The organism is Azospirillum ramasamyi (assembly GCF_003233655.1).
In the GTDB taxonomy this organism is placed as follows: Bacteria; Pseudomonadota; Alphaproteobacteria; order Azospirillales; family Azospirillaceae; genus Azospirillum; species Azospirillum ramasamyi.
Genome location: NZ_CP029830.1, coordinates 254,664 through 270,000 on the forward strand (window position 1 = coordinate 254,664; position 15,337 = coordinate 270,000).

Below are 15,337 nucleotides of genomic sequence, written 5' to 3' on the forward strand. Positions count from 1 at the left end.
CATCCAAAAGTATCCCCATTAATATTCGAGCGTGCGCCCCCTTTGAAGCTCCCGTGGTATCGCGGACGCGAAATCAACGTCCGTATGCACTGTTGCCGCCTGCGGCTCCTCATCCTAATTCGTCCTCAACCAACCGCGGATCGGCTGACAAAAAACATGAAAGAGCGATCTTTACACAAATGCGTCGCGGGTGAATTCGCGGCGCAGCGCGGTAAAGACCGGCCGTTACCAAAGAGACGCTGATGACGAGCGACCACCCGCACGAATTGTCGTGCGGCAGCTGGCATTCCCTTCAACCACGGGACCTGCGATGAGCAAACTGGACCCAGAAGCCGTCATTGATATGACCTCGGCAAAGAAGGCGACGTTCCCGACGATCGCCCCCGGGCTGTTACTGGCACTCTCCGATGGCCTCGTCCTCGCCCTGGTGGGTTGGACGCTCAACCATTTCTTCGCCACCGATGCGCTGAGCGATCCGGTGCAGGCCGCCGCCTGGCAGCGGTCGCTGGTCACCGGGCTTATGCTGGTGCCGCTGGTGAAGTCGGTGTTCGGCATCTACACCCTCGGCCGCTTCGACTACCTGGAACGGACGAGGCGGACCTTCCAGGCGGCCTTCCTGTGCTGCGCCGTCCTGGCCGTCCCCTTCATCGTGATGGAAGGCTTCCGCTCCTTCTTCGTGGAGGCGCTGTCGATCGCCCTGCTCGGCTTCGCCGTCACCTATGTGGCGGACCTGCTGCTGATCCAGGGGCTGCTGTCCAGCGCGCTGGACTGGCGCACGCCGGTGATGATCGTCGGCGCCGGCCCGCAGGGCGCCGCCATCGCCGAGAAGCTGCAGCGCCTGCCCTGGCTCGGCATGCGTCCGGTCGGCTTCGTCGACGACGACGACAGCCTCTGGCAGACCCGCGTCGCCGGCCTGCCGGTGATGGGTCCGGTCGAACTGCTGTCCAAGTCGCCCGCCATCGCCCGCCAGGCCAGCGCCGCCATCGTCGCCGACATGGCCCGCCACGGCAGCGACCTGACCGGCCTGGTGCGCACCCTGCCCTTCCGCCAGGTCTATTGCGTGCTGGGCGAGGGCAACGTCAGCGCCGTCGACGCGACCTATCACAACCTGCACGGCTCGCTGGCCCTGCGCGTCAGCGTCCGCCCGCCGACCGGCTATCTGCGCATCCGCCGCGCCATGGACATCGTGCTGTCGGCGATCCTGCTGGTCCTTGTGGCGCCGCTGATGCTGGGCCTCGCCGTCGCCATCAAGCTGGACAGCCCCGGCCCGGTGATGTTCCGCCAGAAGCGCTGGGCCGGCGGCAAGCAGACCTTCGACCTGCTGAAGTTCCGCTCCATGCATGTCGACGCCGAGGAACAGCTTCAGCAACTGCTGGAGAACGACCCGGTCGCCCGCGAAGAGTACATGACCTACCACAAGCTGACGGTCGATCCGCGCATCACCCCGCTCGGCCGCTTCCTGCGCAAGACCTCGCTCGACGAGCTGCCGCAGCTGTGGAACATCCTGATGGGCGACATGAGCCTGATCGGCCCGCGCGCCTACATGCCCAAGGAACTGCCGGAGGTGGGTGACTCCGCCGCGGTGATCGGCACCGTCCGTCCCGGACTGACCGGCTACTGGCAGGTGTCCGGCCGCCACCGCACCACCTTCCAGGAGCGGGTCGCCATGGACGTCTTCTACGTGCGCAACTGCGGCCTGCTGTTCGACTTCTTCATCCTCTGCAAGACCGCGGTGATGGTGCTGAAGGGCGACGGCTCGTAACGCCGCCGACATACCGGACCGAATGCCAGCCGGACCCCCGCGCCGCCCGCGCGGGGGTCTTTTTTCATCCATGCCCGGCAGTTCCGGAAATTGCTTAGGAGCCATTCCCTTTTTCGGGCGGTAACGGGAGAGGGAAACGCGATTCCGGCTACTCCTTTCGGGCGCGGCCTCCTTCGGTCTAATGCCACCGCCCGGCTACGAGATGAGGGGTGGCAACCGCATCTTCAGTGCTGCAAAGCCGAACCCGGTACGGCAGCCTAAGGGAAAGCCGATGAAAATCCTCGATTTTCTGGAAAAAAGCATCGCCGTCATCGGCATCATCGCCTTCGGGGGCTCGGTGCTTCCGCTGATGCTGACCGGCGGCGACCCGGTGGCCGGCGACCTGGATGCCGCCGGCGTCACGATCTTCTACGGCGGCATCTATGTCCTGCTGCTCGCCGCGATCGCGCTGAGGCCGGCGATCGCCTTCCAGATTCCCTTCGCCAGCCCGGCGCTGACGGCGCTGATCGCCTTCGCTTTCCTGACCGCGTTGTGGTCGCTGTTCCCCGACGTGACGCTGCGCCGCTCCATCGCCTTCCTGTTCACCACGGTGTTCGGCATCTGGCTCGGCCTGCGGTTCCGCTTCCCGGAGATCATGCGGCTGATCGTGGTCGGGCTTTCGACGCTGATGTTCGTCTCCTACTTCATGATCTTCGCGATGCCGGAGATCGGGCTGGACAGCGCCCAGCATGTCGGCGCCTGGAAGGGCGTGTTCTTCCAGAAGAACGTGACCGGCCGCATGATGGTCTGGCTGATCCTGGCCCTGGTCTGGCTGGACTGGCAGAAGGAACAGAGCCGCTGGGTCACCCGGCCGCTGATGATCCTGGCGATGCTGCTGATCGTCATGAGCCAGTCGGGCACCGGCCTGATCACCTCCGTCCTGGTTTCGGTGGCGCTGCTGTCCACCACCATGCTGCGCGGCAGCATCCGCAACTTCGTTCCCACCATGGCCCTGCTGGCGGCGCTGCTGGTCATCATGGTCACGGCGGGCGCCACCTTCTGGTACGACCTGCTCTACGCGCTGGGCCGCGATCCCACCATGACCGGACGCACCGTCCTGTGGGAGCACATCGTCCATTCCGTCGGCGAGCGTCCGCTGCTGGGTTACGGCTATGCCGCCTACTGGTTCGGCTTCAACGGCCCGGGGTCCAGCTTCACCCGCGACTGGGGCATCACCTCCGCCCACAGCGGCTGGCTGGAGCTGATGCTCGACCTCGGGCTGGTGGGCGTGGCGCTGGTTCTGGTGCTGCTCAGCCGCCTGCTGTTCCAGGGCTTCTTCGCCGCCCGCTACGGCAACAGCCGGCCCGAGGCCGCCTGGGCCTTCGCCGTCGGCTGCGCCATGCTGGCGGTGTCGGTGTCGGAGAGCGTGTTCGCCGAGCGCCATTCCATGAACTGGGTGATCGGCACCATCGCCGTGGTCCGTCTGATCCAGCAGAGCCGCTGGCAGCGGATGCTGAACGCCCGCGCCGAGGAACAGGCCCGACTGCGCCGGCACGCCCCGGCCGGGATGCCCGCCTCGGGCATGGGTCCGGCCTATGCCGGCCAGAGCCGCGGGCTCTGACCGCCGCATCCGGCCTGCACAGGGCCATGTCACCAGCGACCTTTCCCATTTTGCTTCGACCGAAGGCAGACCCATGAGCCAGAACAACGAGCCGGCAAGCTTCAACCGTCCGGCGGCCGGCAAGCAAGGGGCCGGCAAGCAAATGGCCGGCGAAGACCGGGCCGGCGAACAGGCGGCGCCCAACGATCAGGTCACCGTCGTCATCCCCACGCGCAACCGGCCGGACATGGTGATGCGGGCCGTGCGCAGCGCCCTGGACCAGACCTACCGCGATCTCGACGTGATCGTGGTGATCGACGGCCCGGATCCCGCCACCGCCTCCCATCTGGCGACGCTGGCCGATCCGCGGCTGACCGTGATGGAGCTCCAGACGAACCACGGCGCGGCGGAGGCTCGCAACATCGGCGTGCGCGCCGCGCGGGGCGGCTGGATCGCCTTCCTCGACGACGACGACCATTGGATGCCGGAGAAGGTGGAACTGCAGATGGCGGCCCGCCCGCCGGACGTCCGCTTCCCCATCATCAGCTGCCGCTGCCAGGTGGTGACCGCCCGCGGCACCTTCGCCTGGCCGCGCCGGCTGTCGACGCCCGCCGACGCCATCGGCGACTACCTGTTCGTCCGCCGCGGGCTGTTCAAGGGCGAGACCTTCGCCCCCACCACGACCCTGCTGACGCCCAAGGCGCTGCTGCTGCGCAACCCCGTTCCCAAGTCCCGTTTCGACGATTGGGAATGGCTGATCACCTGCGGCCGGATCGACGGCGTGGCGCTGATCCATATCCCCGACGTGATGGCGGTCCATTACACCGAGGAGAACAACCGGGTCACGCTGTCGACCTGCCACAACATCAACCACGCGCTGGAATGGGCGGAGGAGATGCGCAACCACCTCTCCCCGCGCGCCTATGCCAGCCTTCTCCTCCAGGCGACCGGCGGCGAGCAGGCGGCACGCACCGCGGGCACCCGCTGGCGGATCCTGAACTCCGCCTTGCGCGACGGACAGCCGACGCCGATGGCGCTCGCCACCTTCACCATGCACTCGCTGATGCCGGTCGGACTGCGACGCCGGCTCCGCCAGGCCCTGTTCTCCGCGTCCGACGCCGCCTGAGCCCGAAAAAGGACCCTGACGCCCATGGACAGCATCAACGACAGACGTGCCCCCAGCCGCCAGCCGGAAACGGCCAAGCGCACCGTGATCGTCTTCGCGACGCCGGGTGCGCTCGACGGCGGCGGCGGCATCGGCCGCATGACGGGCTACGTGGTCGACCAGTTCGACAAGACGGGGACGACCGAATCGATCATCCTCGACACCCGCGGCACCGGGAGCGTTCTGCTGTCACCCTTCTACCTCGGCCTGACCCTGGCGCGGATGTCCTGGATCCTCGCCCGCCGCCGGGCGTCGGTCGTGCACATCAACGTGTCGGAGCGCGCCAGCTTCCTGCGCAAGGCGGCGGTGCAGGTGGTGGCCGGGCTGCTGTCCTGCCCCACCGTCGTCCATCTGCACGGCGCGTCCTTCGTCGAGTATTTCGAAGGCGGCGCCTTCGCCCGCGCGATCAGCCGCTGGCTGTTCAACCGCTGCGGCCGGGTCGTCGTGCTGGGTGACAACTGGCGCGACTATCTGGTCCATTCGGTCCGCACCGACCCCCGCAAGATCCGGGTGCTCTACAACGCCGTTCCCGATGTCGGCGCCGATCTCGGCCCGCGCAGGCCGCCGGAACCGGGGACCGTGCTGTCCCTGCTGGTGCTGGCCAACCTGTCCGAACGCAAGGGCATCGGCACCCTGCTGCGCGCCTGCGCCCAGCTGAAGGAGCGCGGACAGCCCTTCCGGGTCACCATCGGCGGCGGCGGCGACGTGGACGGCTACCGCGCCATGGCCGCCGAGCTGGGAGTGGCGGATGAGTGCAGCTTCCTCGGCTGGATCGGCCGGGAGGAGGCGCACGCCCACATCCGCTCCCACGACATGCTTCTGCTGCCTTCGACCCATGAAGGGTTGCCGATGGTGATCCTGGAAGCCCTGTCGGCCCAGCTGCCGGTGATCACCACCCCGGTCGGCTCGATCCCGGAGGTGCTGACCGACGGCGAGACCGCGCGGATCATCCCGGTCAACGACGCCGCCGCCCTGGCCGGCGCGATCCAGGAGGTCGGCAGCGACTCGGCGCTCTACAGCCGTTTGGCGGAGCAGGGACGCCGGCTGTTCCTGAAGCAATTCGTGATCGACGCCTACGCCAAGTCCCTTCTGGCCATCTACCAGGAGCTCGACCGCAGCGGAACCGAGCTGTCGGGGGAGCTGGGCAAGCTGGCCGGATCGGCCGCCGCGGCCTCCAAACGGCGGTGACGGCGACCCGGCGCCGCTTCGATGATCGGGGTAGGAAACAATCAGAGAGCGTACAACCGCAAGGGAGATCGCCCATGCACAGGTTGGGTAACCATTCCGGCAAGCCAACCCGTTCGGTCGCTCCACAGCGTGCGGCTGCGGCATCGCGTAAACTTGCATCCACACGTCTCCCGGCCTCCGGCCGCGGCACGTTCCAACCGGCGGCAGCCGACCGGCCGCACCACAGCTTGCAGTCTCCTGGCGTCTGACCGACGGACGATAGGGATCGAGGCCGAAAACAAAACAAGCCCGCCGCAACCGTCCGAGGACGGGCGCCACACGGCAAAAGCCGGGGCGCGACACAGCGAAGGCGGGCCGGGAAAGGATCAGGAGTGGACATGATTTACATCGTCTCCCCCGGCGGCACCCAGGAGAAAGGCGGAATGGGCCGTGTGGTCGACAACTTCACCACCGATCTCCGGCAGAACTGCCCGGATGTGAAGTTCGAGGTGGTCGACAGCTACGGTCCGGGCAAGTTCCACCTGATGCCCCTCTACTTCGCACGGGCCACCGCCCGCCTCGCCGGCTGCTTCGTGGCCGGAAAAGCCGATCTCGTCCACATCCACATGGCGGAATATGGCAGCGTCCTGCGCAAGGGCATCCTGATCGCCATGGCCCGCGCCTTCGGCGTGCCGGTCGTCCTGCACCTGCATGGCGGGCGTTTCCCGAAACACTTCAAGGACTCCGGCCCGATCATGCGCTGGGCGATCCGCCGCATGATGGCGATGACCAGCGAGATCGTCGTGCTGGGCGAATTCTGGCGCGACTGGGTGGCCGAGGCCTTCGGGCCGGAGGCGCGACAGCGCACCACCCTGCTGCACAACGCGGTTCCCGGCCCATCGAAGCCCCCCGTCCGGGACGATGCGGAGGAAGGCTTCGCCGGTCCGGTGCGCCTGCTGTTCCTCGGCCGGCTGATCAAGCTGAAGGGCATCGACGTCCTGCTGAACGCGCTGGCCTCTCCCGCCTGCCGCGACCGCAACTGGCAGGTCACCATCGCCGGCGACGGCGACCTGGAGACCTACCGCAACCTCGCGACGGAGCTGGGCATCGCCGACCGCGTGACCTTCACCGGCTGGCTCGATCAGACCGGCTGCCGACGCGAGCTGGCCAACGCCCATGTGCTGGTCCAGCCTTCGATGTTCGAAGGCCTGCCGATGTCGGTGCTGGAGGCGATGGCCGAAGGGCTGACCATCGTCGCCACCCCGGTCGGCAGCGTTCCCGACGCCATCGCCGACGGCGAGACCGGGCTGCTGGTGCCGCCGGGCGACGTCGCCGCGCTGGCCGACACGCTGTCGCGGGTGATCGACGACCGCACCCTGCGCCGCAATCTCGGCGCCGGCGCCCGCGCCCGGTGGGAACGCCAGTTCGACGTCGCGGTGTTCCGCGAACGGCTTCTGGAGATCTACCGCCGCAACGCCCGCGGCAGCCTGACAGCGACGTCCGCCGTCCCGGCCGGGCCGGTGCCGGCCTCCGGGCCGGCGGGGCACACCAAGAGCACGACCGGCTGAAACGACGAAGCCAACCCTGTTCCCGGTCCAGGGCACGGACCGGGGGCAACGACGGGAAGATCGACAGGAAGGAGAGTGTGCACCATGAAGAGCGCCATCGCCAATCTGGTGCGCTGGTCGGGGTTCGGTGCGATGCAACGGTTCCTGAAGGCGCGCCACGGCGTCACCATCGTCGTCTACCACGACCCGGCCCCGGAGGTGCTGCGCGAGCATCTGCGGTGGTATTCGAAGCACTATGGCTTCACCACGCTGGACGCGGTGGCGACCGCGATCGAAACCGGCCACTGGGACAAGCTGCCCGCCTATCCGCTGGTTATCACCTTCGACGACGGTCATCGGAACAACACCGAGCTGGCACCTTTGTTCCGCGAATTCGACCTGCGTCCGACAATTTATCTTTGCAGCCAGATCGTCGGCACCGCCCGCCCCTACTGGTGGAAGACCCCGGCCGCCGATGGCATCGGGGTGGAGCGGCTGAAGCGGGTTCCCGATCCCGAACGCCGCCGCCTGCTGGCGGAAGCCGGCAACGACCCGGACAGCGACGGCGCCGACCGCCAGGCGATGACCTGGGATGAGATCGCGCGGATGACCGACGTCGCCGATTACGGCGCCCACACCCGTACCCACCCCATTCTGCTGCAATGCGACGACGGCCGCTGCGCCGACGAGATCGCGCTGTGCCGCACCGAGCTGGAGGAGGCGGTGGGCCGGCCCTGCCGTCACTTCGCCTTCCCCAACGGTGATTTCAGCGAGCGCGAGGTGGAGGAGATCCGCCGCGCCGGCTATCGCACCGCGCGCACCATCGATCCCGGCTGGAACGACGCCTCCACCGATCCCCTGCGGCTGAAAGCCTTCCCGGTGTCAGACGACGCGACGGTGGAATGGCTCAGCGTGCAGCTGACCGGCATTCCGGCATGGCTGCGCAAGCGCAAGGGCGGCACCGGCGGCGCCGAGGCCGGAGAGGTCATGTCCGGTTGGTCGGGGACGATGGCAAAGCCCAAATCTGCAGGCGTATGACCGCGATTCACTTTCTCATGCCAAAGGTCAGGACAGCAGTATCTAGCCCTATAACCGGGCAACAGAGTGGCTAACCACAGACTTCAATGCACTCCTATCCTTTGATCTCTCGCAAAGCAGCGCGATAGTCACAATAAAATTGCACATCACGCCGATGCGAGATCGAAGGCGGGAACGACGGAAGGACGGCAGACAGGGGGCAGGCGGAACCCGCCCCCCGGACGGTCCCGAAGAAGCACCAGGATCTGTTTTCGACCCCACCAACTTCGCGACGCCTCACCCTTTAGCGACGCACCCCACGTCGACCGAACCCAGCAGGAGTTTTCAGAGACATGCGGACCGCCACCATGACCGAGACGACCCTGACCGCTCCCGCCCTGCCGGAAGTCCGCGCGTTCATCGTGGAGAACTTCCTGCTTGGCAGGGACTCCGGCTTCGACAACAGCGAATCCCTGCTGGAGTCGGGGATCATCGACAGCACCGGCATCATGCACGTCGTCGCCTTCCTGGAAGAGCGCTTCGGCATCGCCGTCGATGATGACGACATGATCGCCGACAACCTGGAATCGGTGGACCGCATCGCCGCCTTCGTCGGCCGCAAGCAGGAACTCCGCAGCGCCGCCTGACCTCGCGGGCGCGGCGGCGGCAGCCAGAACGGACACGGCCAAAGCGGACACGTCCCATAGGACGGGCAAAGGCAAGAAGGACATCCCTCCCATGACCCATCTGGTTCACCAGCTCCTCACCGACACGGCCCGGCGCGATCCCGACCGCACCGCGCTGATCGCCGGGGATGGCCGCCGCAGCTTCGCCGAACTGGACCGTGAAAGCGACGCCGTCGCCTGCGCGCTCCAGTCGGCGGGGATCGCCCGCGGCGACCGCGTCGCGGTGATGCTGGAGAACTCCATCGAGTATGTCGCCGGCCTCTTCGCCACCCTCAAGGCCGGCGGCGTCTTCGTCCCCGTCAATCCGTCCACCAAGGCCGACAAGCTGGCCTATCTGCTGGCCGATGCCGGCGTCCGGCTCCTGATCGCACCGGCGGCGCTGGCCCGCCAGGTCCTGCCGGCGCTGGAGGCGGTGGAAACGCCGCCGGCCGTCCTGTGGGTCGGCGCCTGTCCGCCGGCCGGCGCGGCGGGCCTGCTCTACACCGACGCGCTTTCGGGCCGGCACCGCCCGCCGGCCGATCCCGGTCTGATCGACCAGGATCTGGCGGCGATCATGTACACCTCCGGCACCACCGGGCGGCCGAAGGGCGTGATGCTGACCCACGCCAACTACGTCAACACCAGCTGGGCGATCTCGACCTATCTGGAGAACACGCCCGACGACGTGGTGATGTGCGTCCTGCCGCTGACCTTCGGCTATGGCCTGTCCCAGGTGATGACCGGCGCCCGCGTCGGCTTCACCCTGGTGCTGGAGCGGTCCTTCGCCTTCCCGATGGAAACGCTGAAGCGCATGGTGCAGCACCGGGTCACCGGCCTGCCCGGCGTGCCGACGGTCTTCTCCACCCTGCTGGGGCTGGACGCGGCCAAGACCGCCGATCTCGGCAGCCTGCGCTATCTGACCAACGCCGCCGCGCCGTTGCCGGCCGCCCATCTCCGCCGCCTGCGCGAGCGCTTCCCGCAAGCCGCCTTCCATTCCATGTACGGCATGACCGAGTGCTGCACCCGCATCAGCACGCTGAGCCCCGCCGAACTCGACGCGAAGCCGGCCTCCGTCGGCCGCGCCATCCCCAACTGCGAAGCCTTCGTCGCCGACGAGAACGGCAACCGCCTTCCCCCCGGCCAAGTGGGCGAGCTGGTGGTGCGCGGCGCCAACGTGATGCGGGGCTATTGGAACCGGCCGGAAGAGACCGCCCGCCGCCTGCGCCGCGGCCCCCGGGGCGAGACGCTGCTGTTCACCGGCGACCTCTTCACCCAGGACGCCGAAGGGCACCTCTACTTCGTCAGCCGCAAGGACGACGTGTTCAAGTGCCGCGGCGAGAAGGTCAGCCCCCGCGAGGTCGAGAACGCGCTGTACGAGCTGGACGGCGTTCTGGAGGCCTGCGTGATCGGCGTCCCCGACGATGCCGACGGCCTGGCGGTCAAGGCCTTCCTCGTCCCGCGCGACGGTGCGGTCCTGTCGGAAGCGGCGATCCGCCAGCACTGCCGCGGCCGCCTGGAAAGCCACCTCGTGCCAAAATTCATCGAGTTCCGCGACAGCCTGCCCAAGACCGATTCCGGCAAGATCAGGCGGGCGGAGCTGGTGGAGGAGGTTCCGGCTCTTGCCCCCACCCCTCCCCTCCCCCGCGTCGCAGGGGAGGGAGATTAGGCGCTGGAGCAGAAAAATCAGCGGCAGTCCCTCCCCCGCCCAGCGGGGAGGTCAGGTAGGGGTCTACCCTCCCCGACACAACAACACCCACCCCAGGACAGAGAGCACGCTCATGTGTGGTGTCGCCGGAGTTCTCGCAGGATCCTATGCCGAGCCGGCCGGTCTGGACGAGCTGAAGCGCATGATCGCCATGCTGGGCCACCGCGGCCCGGACGGCTACGGCTTCTATCGTGACGACCGGATCGGGCTTGCCCATGCCCGGCTCAGCATCGTCGGCCTCGCCGGCGGCTTCCAGCCGATCCACAACGAGGACCGCACCCTCTGGATCAGCTTCAACGGCGAAATCTTCAACCATGTCGAACTGCGGCGGGATCTGGAGGCGCGCGGCCACCGCTTCTACACCCGGACCGACACCGAGGTGATCGTCCACGCCTTCGAGGAATACGGTCCCGCCACCTGGGCCAAGCTGAACGGCCAGTTCGCCATCTGCCTGTGGGACACCACCCGGCGCGAGCTGTGGCTGGTCCGCGACCGCCTCGGCATCCTGCCGCTGTTCTATGCGCGGCGCGGCGACCATCTGCTCTTCGCGTCGGAGGCCAAGGCCCTGTTCGGCGGCGGCCGGGTGACGCCGGCCTTCGACCCGGCCCGTCTCGCCCAGGTCTTCACCCATTGGAGCACCGCGCCGCACGGAAGCGTCTTCGCCGGGGTGGAGAGCGTGCCGGCGGCCACCGCCATCCGCATCGACTCCACGCTGGCCCTGCATGTCGACCGCTATTGGCAGCCCGACTTCGCCACCGATCCCTCGCTCGCCAACCTGTCGCTAGACGAGGCGGCCGACCGGCTGGAGGAGAAGCTGCTCGACGCCATCCGCCTGCGGCTGCGCGCCGACGTGCCGGTCGGCGTCTACATCAGCGGCGGGCTCGACAGCTCGGTGATCGCCGCGCTGGCCCGCAAGCTCGACACCACCCACATGCACAGCTTCGGCGTCCGCTTCACCGACGCCGGCTTCGACGAGACGCCGCAGCAGCGGCTGGTCGCCGGCCATGTCGGGACCGAGCATCACGACATCCTCTGCGGCCCGCAGGACATCCAGGCGGCATTGCCCGACGTCATCCGCCACGGAGAGTCGCCGCTGGTCCGCACCGCCCCCGCCCCGCTGTTCCTGCTGTCGCGTCTGGTGCGCGAGAGCGGCATCCGCGTCGTGCTGTCCGGCGAGGGCGCCGACGAGTGGCTGGCCGGCTACGACATCTTCAAGGAGGACAAGGTTCGCCGCTTCTGGGCGCGCCAGCCCGGCAGCAAGGCGCGGCCGAAGCTGCTGGGCCGCATCCACCCCTTCGCCGCCGTCAACGGCCAGAAGGACAGCCCGCTGTGGCAGGCCTTCTTCAAGCGTGGGATGATGGACACCGGCGAGACCTTCTACGCCCACCGCACCCGCTGGCGGAATACCGCCTGGTCGCAGCGCCTGCTGTCCGCCGATGTCCAGGCCGCCGCCGACGATGCCTCTTTCGAGGCGCATGTGGCGGCCCATCTGCCGGACGGCTGGTCGCGCTGGTCGCCGCTGGCGCGCAGCCAGTGGGCGGAAATCGCGACCTTCATGACGCCCTACCTGCTGTCGGCCCAGGGCGACCGCGTCGCCATGGCCAACAGCATCGAGGTCCGCTATCCCTTCCTCGACCCGGCGGTGGACGAGCTTTGCGCCGCCCTGCCGGATCGGGTGAAGATGCTGGGGCTGCGCGACAAGCTGGCCCTGCGCCGGCTGGCCGCCCGCCATCTGCCGGCCGAGATTTTCCAGCGGCCGAAGCGCCCCTACCGCGCGCCGATGACCACCGCCCTCTTCGGCGACGGCGCCCCGGATTATGTGCGCGACCTGCTGTCGCCGGACGCGCTCGCCCGCTACGGCCTGACCGACGCCGACGCCGTTTCCGCCCTGGCCGACAAGGCTCATCGCCAGAACGGCCGCATGGCCGGCGAACGGGAGGAGATGGCCCTGGTCGGCACCCTGACCCTGCAACTGCTGGCCCATTACGTCCATGACGAGCTTCCCCAGCGCATCCGCGACCAGCGGGCCGCCCTGGATCGTGCCGAAATCCATGTGCTGGAGGACCGGGCATTGAACGATCGGGATGCCGACGCCCGGACCGCCACGCCCCAACCCACCGCGGCATGACCGCCGTTACCCATTCTGACCGACGATGCATCAACCCCCATCGGGAACCGTGACCATGCTGAACGCCCTGTCCTCGCCCCTCGCTCAGTTCGACTCCAAGGCCCTCGATCTGGATTGCGCGGCCGCGGCGCGTGAGATCGAAGACGCCATCCAACGCATCGTCGCCCAAGATCTGCGCCGCCAGGGCATCGTGCTCGGCGTGTCCGGCGGGATCGACAGCTCGGTCTGCGCCACGCTCGCCGTCCGTGCCCTGGGGCCGGAGCGCGTGCTGTGCATCCTGATGCCGGAGAAGGAGAACTCGCCGAAGAGCACCCGTCTCGGCACCCTGCTCTGCGAACATCTCGGCGTCACGCCGGTGATGGAGAACATCACGGGCCCGCTGGAGGCTCTCGGCTGCTACGAGCGGCGCGACAACGCCATCCGCCGGCTGTTCCCGGAATTCGGTCCGGGCTGGAAGCAGAAGATCGGTCTGGCCGGCAACCTCCTGGACGCCGACCGCGTCAACTACTTCACCCTGACCGTCGAATCGCCGGACGGCGAGCGCCAGACCAGCCGCATGCCGGTCGATGTCTATCTCGACGTCGTCGCCGCCACCAACCTGAAGCAGCGCATCCGCAAGACGGTCGAATACACCCACGCGGACCGGCTGAACTATGCCGTGCTCGGCACGCCGAACCGTCTGGAATATGAGCTGGGCTTCTTCGTGCGCGGCGGCGACGGTCTGGCCGACCTGAAGCCGATCGCCCACCTCTACAAGTCGCAGGTCTACCAGATGGCCGCCTATCTCGGCCTGCCGGCGGAAATCCAGGCCCAGTCGCCCAGCACCGACACCTACACCCTGCCGCAGTCGCAGGAGGAGTTCTACTACGCGCTGCCCTACGACAAGCTCGACCTGGCGCTCTGCGCCTATGGCCGCGGCGCCACGGAAGAGGAGGCGGCGGCGGCGCTGGGCCTGACGCTTCCGCAGGTCCGCCGGGTCTACAAGGACATCACCGCCAAGCGCCGCACCTCCGCCCGCATCCTGCGCGATGCCCATCTGATCCAGCCGGTGTCCGTCGGGGAGGAAGCATGAGCGTCATAGACTGGAAACAGCGTGGCGTCGGACGGTACGAGCCGGATGACCGCGCCGCCCTCGACGCGTTCCAGCGGGCGAATTTCGGCGCTGAGGCCATCCAGCTGTGCCCCGACCACTTCCACTGGCTGTTCGAAGAGCCGCCGGAACGGGAGCATGAGGGACCGCAGCTCTGGCTGTGCAAGCGCAACGGAGCCGTCGTCGGCCAGCAGGGCGGCATTCCGTTCGCCCTGAAGGTCGGCGAGCGCACCCGCCGGGCCTCCTGGGCGATCGACCTGATGGTCGCCCCGGAATGGCGCCTGCGCGGCGTCGGTCCCGCCCTGTCGGAAACCCATTCCAGCGCCTGCGACCTCGCGGTGTCGCTGTCGATGACGGAGGCCGCCTACAAGTCCTACAAGCGTGCGGGCTGGCTCGACCTCGGCAATGTGCCGACTTATCTGCGGGTGATCGATCCGTTGCGCTGCCTGCGCGTCAGCCCCTATGGCGGCGGGCTGGCCAAGCTGGTCGCCCGGATCGGCAAGCCCGCGCTCGCCACCGCCTCGATGGGCTACGGGCTGTCGGCCAAGCTGCTCGGCGCCAAGCTGGTGGAGATCGACCGCTTCGACTACCGGGTCGACGATCTGTGGGAAGCCGCCTCGCCGCAGCATCCGGTGATCGCCCGGCGCGATTGGGCCTTCCTGAACTGGCGTTTCGACACCACGCCGCGGGCCGACCGCTTCCGCCGCTTCTACGTCATGCGTGGCGAGACGGTGCTGGCCTATGTCGTGCTGCGCATCGATCATTGGAAGGGCGAGCCGGTCGGTGTGATCTGCGACTATCTCGCCCGGCCGGGCTGGCTGCTGGCCGCCTTCTCGCTGATGACCGAACTGGCGCGCCGGCAGGGGATGGTCGCGCTGATGTGCCGGACGCTGAACGCCCAGGCCGCGCGGCCGCTGTCGATGATGGGCTTCCTCTGCCTGAAGAACGGCCTGCACACGCCGACCCGGATGATGGTCCGGCCGGCGCTGGACCAGCCGGAACTTGCCGGGCCGACCGGCGATCCGAAGAACTGGTTCGTCACCGTCGCCGACAGCGACATGGGGTTCAAGGGCTTGGGTGAGTAGAAGACGCCCAGCCTCAAAAGCGAACAGCCCCAACAGCGAAAAGGCCGCTCTCCCATACGGGAGGCGGCCTTTTCGCTGTTCGCGATAAAATCGAGTTTTAAGTGACGAGGGTGCGTCTTCTATGGCGTCCATGAAGCGGCTTACCGCTGTGCATGGCGCTCGGTGAGATCAAGCCGATCGAGCGATTAGTAAGGCTTAGCTTCAGGCGTTGCCGCCCGTCCACATGCCTCCTATCGACGTGATGGTCTGTCACGGCTCTCAAGGGAGCTCTGGTTTAGAGGTGGGTTTCCCGCTTAGATGCTTTCAGCGGTTATCCCGTCCATACTTAGCTACCCGGCCATGCCACTGGCGTGACAACCGGTGCACCAGAGGTATGTCCATCCCGGTCCTCTCGTACTAGGGACAGATCCTCGCAAAACTCCGACAC

The 15,337-nt window shown here is 67.8% G+C and carries 11 protein-coding genes and 1 rRNA gene (1 of these 12 running past the window's edge); 11 read left to right on the forward strand and 1 reads right to left on the reverse strand.

Annotated features, from left to right (window positions below; all coding sequences use genetic code 11):
• Positions 1-343 precede the first annotated feature (343 nt).
• From DM194_RS13770 to DM194_RS13820, 11 genes are all read left to right on the forward strand, one after another.
• Positions 344-1,762, forward strand: coding sequence for an exopolysaccharide biosynthesis polyprenyl glycosylphosphotransferase (locus DM194_RS13770; protein ID WP_246024398.1), 1,419 nt, complete (start codon positions 344-346; stop codon positions 1,760-1,762).
• Positions 1,763-2,033: 271 nt separating this feature from the next.
• Positions 2,034-3,362 carry an O-antigen ligase family protein gene (locus DM194_RS13775; RefSeq protein WP_111068170.1) on the forward strand — a complete coding sequence of 443 codons (1,329 nt, stop codon included), beginning with the start codon at positions 2,034-2,036 and terminating at the stop codon, positions 3,360-3,362.
• A 73-nt stretch (positions 3,363-3,435) separates the two neighbouring features.
• Complete coding sequence (locus DM194_RS13780) at positions 3,436-4,467, forward strand: glycosyltransferase family 2 protein (protein WP_111068171.1); 1,032 nt, start codon at positions 3,436-3,438, stop codon at positions 4,465-4,467.
• Positions 4,468-4,491: 24 nt separating this feature from the next.
• Positions 4,492-5,694, forward strand: coding sequence for a glycosyltransferase family 4 protein (locus DM194_RS13785; RefSeq protein WP_111068172.1), 1,203 nt, complete (start codon positions 4,492-4,494; stop codon positions 5,692-5,694).
• 377 nt (positions 5,695-6,071) lie between these two features.
• On the forward strand, positions 6,072-7,241 hold the full coding sequence (locus DM194_RS13790; RefSeq protein ID WP_211110621.1) for a glycosyltransferase family 4 protein: 1,170 nt from the start codon (positions 6,072-6,074) through the stop codon (positions 7,239-7,241).
• An 84-nt stretch (positions 7,242-7,325) separates the two neighbouring features.
• On the forward strand, positions 7,326-8,258 hold the full coding sequence (locus tag DM194_RS13795) for a polysaccharide deacetylase family protein (RefSeq protein WP_111068173.1): 933 nt from the start codon (positions 7,326-7,328) through the stop codon (positions 8,256-8,258).
• Between the two features lie 332 nt (positions 8,259-8,590).
• Positions 8,591-8,884: an acyl carrier protein gene (locus DM194_RS13800; RefSeq protein ID WP_111068174.1), complete on the forward strand. Its 294-nt coding sequence runs from the start codon at positions 8,591-8,593 to the stop codon at positions 8,882-8,884.
• A gap of 91 nt (positions 8,885-8,975) precedes the next feature.
• Positions 8,976-10,568 (forward strand): class I adenylate-forming enzyme family protein, encoded by a 1,593-nt coding sequence (locus DM194_RS13805; RefSeq protein ID WP_111068175.1) that lies wholly within the window; start codon positions 8,976-8,978, stop codon positions 10,566-10,568.
• A 112-nt stretch (positions 10,569-10,680) separates the two neighbouring features.
• Positions 10,681-12,735: an asparagine synthase (glutamine-hydrolyzing) gene (asnB, locus tag DM194_RS13810; protein WP_111068176.1), complete on the forward strand. Its 2,055-nt coding sequence runs from the start codon at positions 10,681-10,683 to the stop codon at positions 12,733-12,735.
• A gap of 55 nt (positions 12,736-12,790) precedes the next feature.
• Complete coding sequence (gene nadE, locus DM194_RS13815; RefSeq protein ID WP_111068177.1) at positions 12,791-13,807, forward strand: NAD(+) synthase; 1,017 nt, start codon at positions 12,791-12,793, stop codon at positions 13,805-13,807.
• Positions 13,804-14,910: a GNAT family N-acetyltransferase gene (locus DM194_RS13820; RefSeq protein WP_111068178.1), complete on the forward strand. Its 1,107-nt coding sequence runs from the start codon at positions 13,804-13,806 to the stop codon at positions 14,908-14,910. Before nadE ends, DM194_RS13820 begins: the two co-directional genes overlap by 4 nt.
• A 164-nt stretch (positions 14,911-15,074) precedes the next feature.
• On the opposite strand, the gene DM194_RS13825 is transcribed toward DM194_RS13820, so the two are convergent.
• Positions 15,075-15,337: ribosomal RNA gene (locus tag DM194_RS13825) — 23S ribosomal RNA — on the reverse strand (it continues 2,484 nt past the right edge of the window).

What these genes read in the sequence shown, in the direction of transcription:
- DM194_RS13770 (WP_246024398.1), top strand. Translation starts at nt 344, where the DNA reads ATGACCTCGGCAAAGAAGGCGACGTTCCCGACGATCGCCCCCGGGCTG.
- DM194_RS13775 (WP_111068170.1), top strand. Translation starts at nt 2,034, where the DNA reads ATGAAAATCCTCGATTTTCTGGAAAAAAGCATCGCCGTCATCGGCATC.
- DM194_RS13780 (WP_111068171.1), top strand. Translation starts at nt 3,436, where the DNA reads ATGAGCCAGAACAACGAGCCGGCAAGCTTCAACCGTCCGGCGGCCGGC.
- DM194_RS13785 (WP_111068172.1), top strand. Translation starts at nt 4,492, where the DNA reads ATGGACAGCATCAACGACAGACGTGCCCCCAGCCGCCAGCCGGAAACG.
- DM194_RS13790 (WP_211110621.1), top strand. Translation starts at nt 6,072, where the DNA reads ATGATTTACATCGTCTCCCCCGGCGGCACCCAGGAGAAAGGCGGAATG.
- DM194_RS13795 (WP_111068173.1), top strand. Translation starts at nt 7,326, where the DNA reads ATGAAGAGCGCCATCGCCAATCTGGTGCGCTGGTCGGGGTTCGGTGCG.
- DM194_RS13800 (WP_111068174.1), top strand. Translation starts at nt 8,591, where the DNA reads ATGCGGACCGCCACCATGACCGAGACGACCCTGACCGCTCCCGCCCTG.
- DM194_RS13805 (WP_111068175.1), top strand. Translation starts at nt 8,976, where the DNA reads ATGACCCATCTGGTTCACCAGCTCCTCACCGACACGGCCCGGCGCGAT.
- asnB (WP_111068176.1), top strand. Translation starts at nt 10,681, where the DNA reads ATGTGTGGTGTCGCCGGAGTTCTCGCAGGATCCTATGCCGAGCCGGCC.
- nadE (WP_111068177.1), top strand. Translation starts at nt 12,791, where the DNA reads ATGCTGAACGCCCTGTCCTCGCCCCTCGCTCAGTTCGACTCCAAGGCC.
- DM194_RS13820 (WP_111068178.1), top strand. Translation starts at nt 13,804, where the DNA reads ATGAGCGTCATAGACTGGAAACAGCGTGGCGTCGGACGGTACGAGCCG.